The sequence below is a fragment of the uncultured Shimia sp. genome, assembly GCF_913054185.1.
GTDB lineage: Bacteria > Pseudomonadota > Alphaproteobacteria > Rhodobacterales > Rhodobacteraceae > Shimia.
Window position 1 is genome coordinate 1 of record NZ_CAJXIV010000143.1, and the last position, 6,408, is coordinate 6,408.

At 55.7% G+C, this 6,408-nt stretch carries 7 protein-coding genes and 1 pseudogene; 2 read left to right on the plus strand and 6 right to left on the minus strand.

Translation table 11 applies throughout. The annotated features are described in order from the left end of the window. From QZ517_RS19265 to yajC, 6 genes are all read right to left on the minus strand, one after another. On the minus strand, nt 1–218 hold a 218-nt coding region (locus QZ517_RS19265; RefSeq protein WP_294230414.1), incomplete at its 3' end, for an ATP-binding cassette domain-containing protein. A gap of 173 nt (nt 219–391) precedes the next feature. Then, on the minus strand, nt 392–757 hold the full coding sequence (locus QZ517_RS19270) for an Mth938-like domain-containing protein (protein ID WP_294230417.1): 366 nt from the start codon (nt 755–757) through the stop codon (nt 392–394). A gap of 4 nt (nt 758–761) precedes the next feature. After that, a complete protein-coding gene (locus tag QZ517_RS19275) occupies nt 762–1,535 on the minus strand; it encodes a sulfite exporter TauE/SafE family protein (protein WP_294230420.1) in 774 nt (257 codons plus the stop codon). Continuing rightward, a complete protein-coding gene (secF, locus tag QZ517_RS19280) occupies nt 1,516–2,484 on the minus strand; it encodes a protein translocase subunit SecF (RefSeq protein WP_294230423.1) in 969 nt (322 codons plus the stop codon). The genes QZ517_RS19275 and secF overlap by 20 nt, the downstream gene beginning before the upstream one ends. A 3-nt stretch (nt 2,485–2,487) precedes the next feature. Next, entirely contained in the window at nt 2,488–4,149 is a 1,662-nt protein-coding gene (gene secD, locus QZ517_RS19285; RefSeq protein ID WP_294230426.1) for a protein translocase subunit SecD, read from the minus strand. Nucleotides 4,150–4,183: 34 nt separating this feature from the next. Continuing rightward, nucleotides 4,184–4,468, minus strand: coding sequence for a preprotein translocase subunit YajC (gene yajC, locus QZ517_RS19290; protein WP_294230429.1), 285 nt, complete (start codon nt 4,466–4,468; stop codon nt 4,184–4,186). 179 nt (nt 4,469–4,647) lie between these two features. Here yajC and QZ517_RS19295 point away from each other — a divergent pair, with 179 nt between their 5' ends. Continuing rightward, nucleotides 4,648–6,171 carry a pentapeptide repeat-containing protein gene (locus QZ517_RS19295; protein WP_294230432.1) on the plus strand — a complete coding sequence of 508 codons (1,524 nt, stop codon included), beginning with the start codon at nt 4,648–4,650 and terminating at the stop codon, nt 6,169–6,171. Nucleotides 6,172–6,247: 76 nt separating this feature from the next. Next, nucleotides 6,248–6,408 (plus strand): annotated as a pseudogene (locus tag QZ517_RS19300) (serine--tRNA ligase); the annotation flags it as partial.

Consider the following 6,408-nt stretch of genomic DNA (forward strand, 5'->3'; position numbering starts at 1 on the left):
TCGCTGTGCGCGGCATAGGCCACGGCCTCTTCTGGGGCCTCAACTGCACCTTTGAACGGGGGCTGAAGGCCAGCAACCGTGCGCAAAAGCGTTGTTTTGCCAACCCCATTTGGGCCTTTTACAATCAGCGCTTGGCCAGGAGTGATCTCAAAGCTGAGCCCCTCCAGAACCGCCACACCGCCACGGGCCACGCTGACATCTTTGACACGTAAAATCATGTTCTGAGGCTTACCCCATCCCTTTGGCTGGCAAAAGGATTAACCTTTTGACGCAGCTGAATTTCGACGTCGGTATCACGTCTGTATCGTGGCTGTATCGCGGAGGTGGGGATGTGCACCTTAACCTAAGTCAAAAAGAGTACCCGCACCGGGCGTTGCGCAACACTTTTGCCTTAGCTCTCTTCTGGCATCGGCAACATCACCGCCGCCACACGACGACCTTCGCTGACCAGCACGTTGTAGGTGCGGCACGCCGTGGGCGACGCCATCGGCTCCACACCTATGCCCGCCTCTTCCAACGTCTGGCGAAAGGCAGATTGCACCGGTGTCATATTTGCGCCTGTGCCCATCAGGATGAAATCGATGTTTTCAATTAGAGCCAGCACTGACTCAACATCCTCATAACCGCTCCAGCTGCGCGCGCCCTTGGCGTGGATGATCGCGCCGCCGGTGATGACTTCGCCGCCAATGCGAAAAAAGCCCGGTCCGTAGCTGTCGATCGGAATCGCATCCGCATAGGTCACTTCGGTCATCTGCATGGGGTCATCCTCCGCCGCCTAAGAAGGGCAATCCGGACACCGCCGCGCCAGCAATGATCAGGTATGCCACACCTCGGTATAGCCGCTCATAGCCCGGATGGAAGAGCCAGCCGCCCAAAAGATTTCCAGCCATGGCCGGGATAGAGAGAAGCAGGCCCAGCACAAAGGGTGCTGGATCAAAACGGCCCAGGATCAGAAGCACAACCACCAGCAGGATGTCGTAAAAGAATAGGTAGGCAGAGGTGTTTGCGCGAATGACGGACGGCCCATGCGGGCTGGCCATGTAGAACAGGATCACCGGGGGGCCGGGCAGACCCGCCGCGCCGCCAAGCAAGCCACCTGCCCCGCCAATGCCATAGACCATTGGGCGGGTGACAGTGCCACGATAGCGAAACCCCAACAGCAGCACGATCAACATGCCAATGGACAAGACCGACACAAGATAGCGAAAGACACTAGGGTCTGTGCGCGTCAATAGCCAAAGCCCCACAGGTAGCAATGCCACCACACCAATCATCAAACGCAGAAGATCGCGTTTGTGGCCGTTGCGTATGGCTGCGGGAATGTGCACCGAAGGCGCGATGATGTCCAAGCCAGCCAGGGAGACAATCGCCCAGAGAGGCGGCATGACTTGTGCGGCGATGGGGAGATAGATCAGCGCGGTCCCAAATCCGGAAAATCCGCGCACGATGCCAGCCACAAAGGCGGCAAGAGCAACCCAGGCAAGGCCATCGATGGCCAGTGCCTGGGTCAGGAGATCAGGCGTCGATATCGGCAAACTTGTTGCCGGCGGTGTTGGCCTGTTTGGACCAATCGCGCTTTACGCCAAATTTCAGCAGCGCTGCAGACGCAATGAAGACCGAGGAATAGGTCCCGACAATCACACCCCAAATCATCGCAAAGACAAAGCCCCGGATCACATCGCCACCCAACACAAACAGGGAAATCAACGCCAGCAAAGTCGTGGCAGAGGTCATCACCGTCCGGCTGAGTGTTTCGTTGATGGAGAGGTTCAAAACCTCTTTGAGTTCCATTTTTTTGTACTTGCGCAGGTTCTCGCGCACGCGGTCAAACACCACAACCGTATCGTTGAGCGAGTAGCCCACGATGGTCAGCAGCGCCGCAATGATGGCGAGGTCAAATTTGATCTGCAGCTCAGAAAACACACCAATGGTCAGCACCACGTCGTGTATCAAGGCCATCACAGCACCGACTGCAAATTGCCACTCAAACCGCAGCCAGATGTAAACAAGCACAGCGCCAATCGCCAGCAGAACCGCAATCACCGCAGTGTTGATCAACTCACCAGACACTTTGGGCCCGACGGATTCAACCGACACAAAGGTGATATCCGGTGCCACGGTTTGCAGCTGGACTTCGACTTTTTTGATCATGTCAGCGGTCACCGCTTCTTCACCCTCTTGGGCCTGGATGCGGATCATGGTGACGTGCTGATCTTCTTCAAAGGTCACGTCAAACACCTCGGTGATTGAAATGTCCCCCAACTCAAGCGGCTCCATTGCGGCGCGATAATCAGCGATCACCACTTCCTGCGCACTTTCGGTGCGGATGGTTGTGCCACCCCGGAAGTCGATGCCAAAGTTCAGGCCCTGGATGAAGAAGCTCACCAAAGCCGCCACCATCAAGGCTCCGGAGATGCCAAGCCAGAGTGTTGGGCGGGCGAAGAAATCCCATTTGGTCTCTTGTGGAACAAGTCTCAAACGCATGGCTTATACCTCGATTGTCTTGGGACGGCGGCGTTCAAACCACATCACGATCAACACACGCGTCACAAAGATCGCGGTGAACACCGAGGTGAGAATGCCAAGGCCGAGCGTGATGGCAAAGCCGCGCACTGGGCCGGAGCCCACGGCAAAGAGGATCACAGCGGTGATGAAGGTGGTGATGTTGGCATCAAGGATCGCAGAGAGTGCTTTCTCGTAGCCAAGCTCAATGGCACGCGCAGGGCCTTTAGCGGACTTCAGTTCTTCGCGAATACGCTCAAACACCAGCACGTTGGCATCCACCGCCATACCAATGGTCAGAACGATCCCGGCAATGCCCGGCAAGGTCAGCGTGGCACCGATGAGTGACAGCAGGCCAAAGATCAGACCGACGTTGATGATCAAGGCGATATTGGCAAACACGCCAAAGGTGCCGTAGCTCAAGAACATGAAGATCAGCACACCAACAAAGGCGACGATACAGGCAATACGTCCTGCTTCGATGCTGTCTTGGCCCAGTTCCGGACCAATGGTGCGTTCTTCGAGGAAGGTCAGCTCCGCTGGCAGAGCGCCTGCCCGCAGCAGCACCGCAAGATTGGTGCTTTCCTCAACAGAGAAACGCCCGGTGATGATGCCGGAGCCGCCAGCAATATGCGCCTGAATGACAGGTGCGGAGATGACTTCATCATCGAGCACAATGGCAAACGGGCTTCCGATGTTCTCCGCGGTGTAATCGCCAAATTTGCGTGCACCTGTTGGATTGAACCGGAAAGACACCGCCGGACGGTTGTTTTGGTCAAAACTTGGCTGCGCGTCGACCAACTCTTCGCCGGTCACCACAGGGGCCGCTTCAACGATGTAATAGACACCTTCTTCATCAAGTGACGGCAACACTTTGTTGCCAACACCTGCAGAGGCATCAGGATCAGAGGCGCGGCCAACAACAGGATTGAAGGTCAGCTGTGCTGTTGTGCCGATGATCTGTTTCAGCTCAGACGCAGAGCCAATGCCCGGCACCTGAATGAGAATACGATCTGCACCTTGGCGCTGAATGGTCGGCTCTCGTGTGCCAACTTCGTCGATCCGGCGGCGGATGATTTCCAGCGCTTGCTGCACGGTGCGTTGATCGGAGGCCAGTTTCTCCGCATCCGACAGTTCCACAATGATGGTGTCGCCTTCGGTGAGCACCACAATGTCGCTGGCCCCGGCGCCGGTGATCGAGGTCACCGGACGTGACAACCCACGCACAAGGCTTGCCGCCTCTTGAATGGCTTCCGGCTTGGAGATTTTGAAGCGCAGCTCGGTGTCTGGGCCTGGCTGTTGGCGGATGGTGCCCACAGTGGCCCGTTCGCCGCGCAACAGATCCCGCACTTCCGGCCACATGGATGTCATGCGCGCGGCATAGACATCTTCAACCTTCACTTCGGCCAGAAGATGCGCACCACCGCGCAAATCAAGACCAAGGTTCACCAGGCGTGAGGGCAGGAAGGATGGCCATCCGGCAATCAGCGCCTCGGTGTTCTCACTCACAATGCCAACCGCTTGGTCAGCAACAGCATCATTATGGGCCTCAACCCTCGGATAAAACGCGTTTGGCATGGCCAGAAGCAGGCCCACCACGCAGGTGAGCCAGATCAGGACCCGTTTCCAAAGGTCAATTTGCAGCATGTTTGATGCCCTGTTGGTCTTGTTTAAAGGTGGATTAGTCGGCTTTGGCCGGCTCAGTCTTGGAGGTGACCTGAGCGATGGTGGATTTCACCACGCGCACTTTCACACCTTCGGCCAGTTCAACTTCAACTTCGTTGTCGTCTTTGACCTTGCTCACCTTACCGATCAGACCACCCTGGGTCACAACCTGGTCACCGCGACGCACGGCAGTCACCATGGCTTGGTGTTCTTTTACTTTTTTCTGCTGCGGACGGATCAGCAGGAAATACATGATCGCAAAGATCAGAATGAGCGGCAGAAACTGGCCGATTTGGTCCATGGTGTCAGGTCCTTTGTAAGTGCGGGATTGCCCCGTAAAAGTCGCAGGGAACCTATGGGGCATTGGCGACACTTGCAAGGCGAGATGCGGGGAAATGCAAAGCCGAGAATGTCGTTGGGCGGGTGGACGTGTGATTGGCGCAACCCTAGAGTGCGATAAGCACATGAGCCGAGGACATTATGTACGAAATCACCCTTCCCGTGACCCGCGAGGTCTTCTGGCTTCTGGCAACTCTGGTTGGGATCATCGCGTTTAGCTTCGTGATCTACGCCGCCTTGCCGCGAAAGGACGACGGCGACGATAGCCTGAACATAAAAGACGTGCTTGGGGCGAAAAAACTTTCGGAACCCTTGTTTGCGCTGCTCGTGGTTTTGTGGACCGTGCTTGCGATGTGCCTGTTTGGTGGACTTGTCGCCACCATCGGTAAAATTGCGCAGCTGGTGATCGTTGGCGTGGAAACAGTCGAAGGCAAGGAGGCACGCTTCCCACTTATCCAACTCGCGGCATTGACGGCCACGTTGGGGGCAACGGTGGCCCTGCCCTTTACCATTATCCGGTTGCGACTAACGCATGAACAGACCGCCACCGCCACGGCCTCCCTGTTCAATCAAAAGATCACCGAAGCCGCCGCTGATCTACATGCACAGCGGCAGGTGACCAAAGACTTTGACAGAAAACGCGAAACCGTTTGGGAAGACGACGTTGTAAGAAGGAATGCCGCGATTGACCGGCTTGAGGGGCTGGTGCGTGAAGAGCCGCAGGAGGCGGCGCGGGTGTCCCGGCTGCTGAGCGTTTATGTACGCGAGCTGTCTGATGAAATCCCAGCACAGCCGACACCGGACACCGACGATGCGGAGGACATGGAATATTGGGCCGGCCATCTGAGACTACCCAGGTCTGACATGCAGAACGCCGTACAGGTCTTAGGACGCTTGGCGAAAATCAAAGGCGTCAAATCCCAGGATCTAGAAATCGATCTTCGAAAGGCAAACCTGCAGGCTATGGACCTCAGAGGCCTCAGTTTCGAGAAGGCTAACTTCTCGGAGGCGAATGTCGAGGCCGCTCATTTTTCCGAAGCAAACCTTCATGGAACTGATTTTTTTCTGGCGAGTTGTATTCATGCCAATTTTAGAGACACCAACTTACAAAGTACGAGCTTCTCGGAAGCAAACTTAACAGAAGCAGTTTTTCAGGGAGCCGACCTGATTGAGGCAAACTTCTTAAGCGCCAGATGTCAGAGGGCAAATTTCTCCGTAGCGAATTTGCGCGGAGTAGACTTCCAAACCTCTGAAATGCGATCCGCAGTGCTCATACATGCGAAACTTCAAGGCGCTGTTTTTAGGTTTGTGGATATGAACAGTGCAAACTTTTCCTATGCAAACCTTGAAGGAACAATTTTTGATTCCTCCGATATGAAAGGTATGGAGCTTGTTGGAGCAAAGTTTAGCATGCATACCATACTTCATAAAATCAACCTGACAGGAACCTCCGTCCGCTCGGCGGACTTTTCGGAAGTTCCTGAAATTCAGGAATACCTACCGCAAGTATTCGGAGACTCTACCACAATTCTTCCGCCAGACATCCCCAGTCCACCGCATTGGTCTTCAGGCGGTCCCGATTCCAACGATTATTTTACTCAATGGCGCGAATGGGCCGCTGGTAAGGGGATCCAGATCCCAGAGAGAGGATACCGAATGGGGTGACATCCCCTTTCCCTCACGCCTTCGCTCCGGCATACACTCACGTCTGTGAATCACCATCATCTGAAGGACATGACCGATGCATGACATTAAAGCGATCCGCGAAAACCCGACCGCTTTTGACGCCGCCCTGACCCGCCGTGGGGATGAGGCCATGTCATCCTCCCTGTTGGCTTTGGATGAAGAGCGGCGTGCGAAAATTGGCGCAGCTGAGGCGGCGCAGGCGGCGCAAAAGGCCGC

Excerpts from the sequence above, each read along its gene's own strand:
- QZ517_RS19270 (WP_294230417.1), bottom strand. The coding sequence starts at position 757 with ATGCAGATGACCGAAGTGACCTATGCGGATGCGATTCCGATCGACAGC.
- secF (WP_294230423.1), bottom strand. The coding sequence starts at position 2,484 with ATGCGTTTGAGACTTGTTCCACAAGAGACCAAATGGGATTTCTTCGCC.
- secD (WP_294230426.1), bottom strand. The coding sequence starts at position 4,149 with ATGCTGCAAATTGACCTTTGGAAACGGGTCCTGATCTGGCTCACCTGC.
- yajC (WP_294230429.1), bottom strand. The coding sequence starts at position 4,468 with ATGGACCAAATCGGCCAGTTTCTGCCGCTCATTCTGATCTTTGCGATC.
- QZ517_RS19295 (WP_294230432.1), top strand. The coding sequence starts at position 4,648 with ATGTACGAAATCACCCTTCCCGTGACCCGCGAGGTCTTCTGGCTTCTG.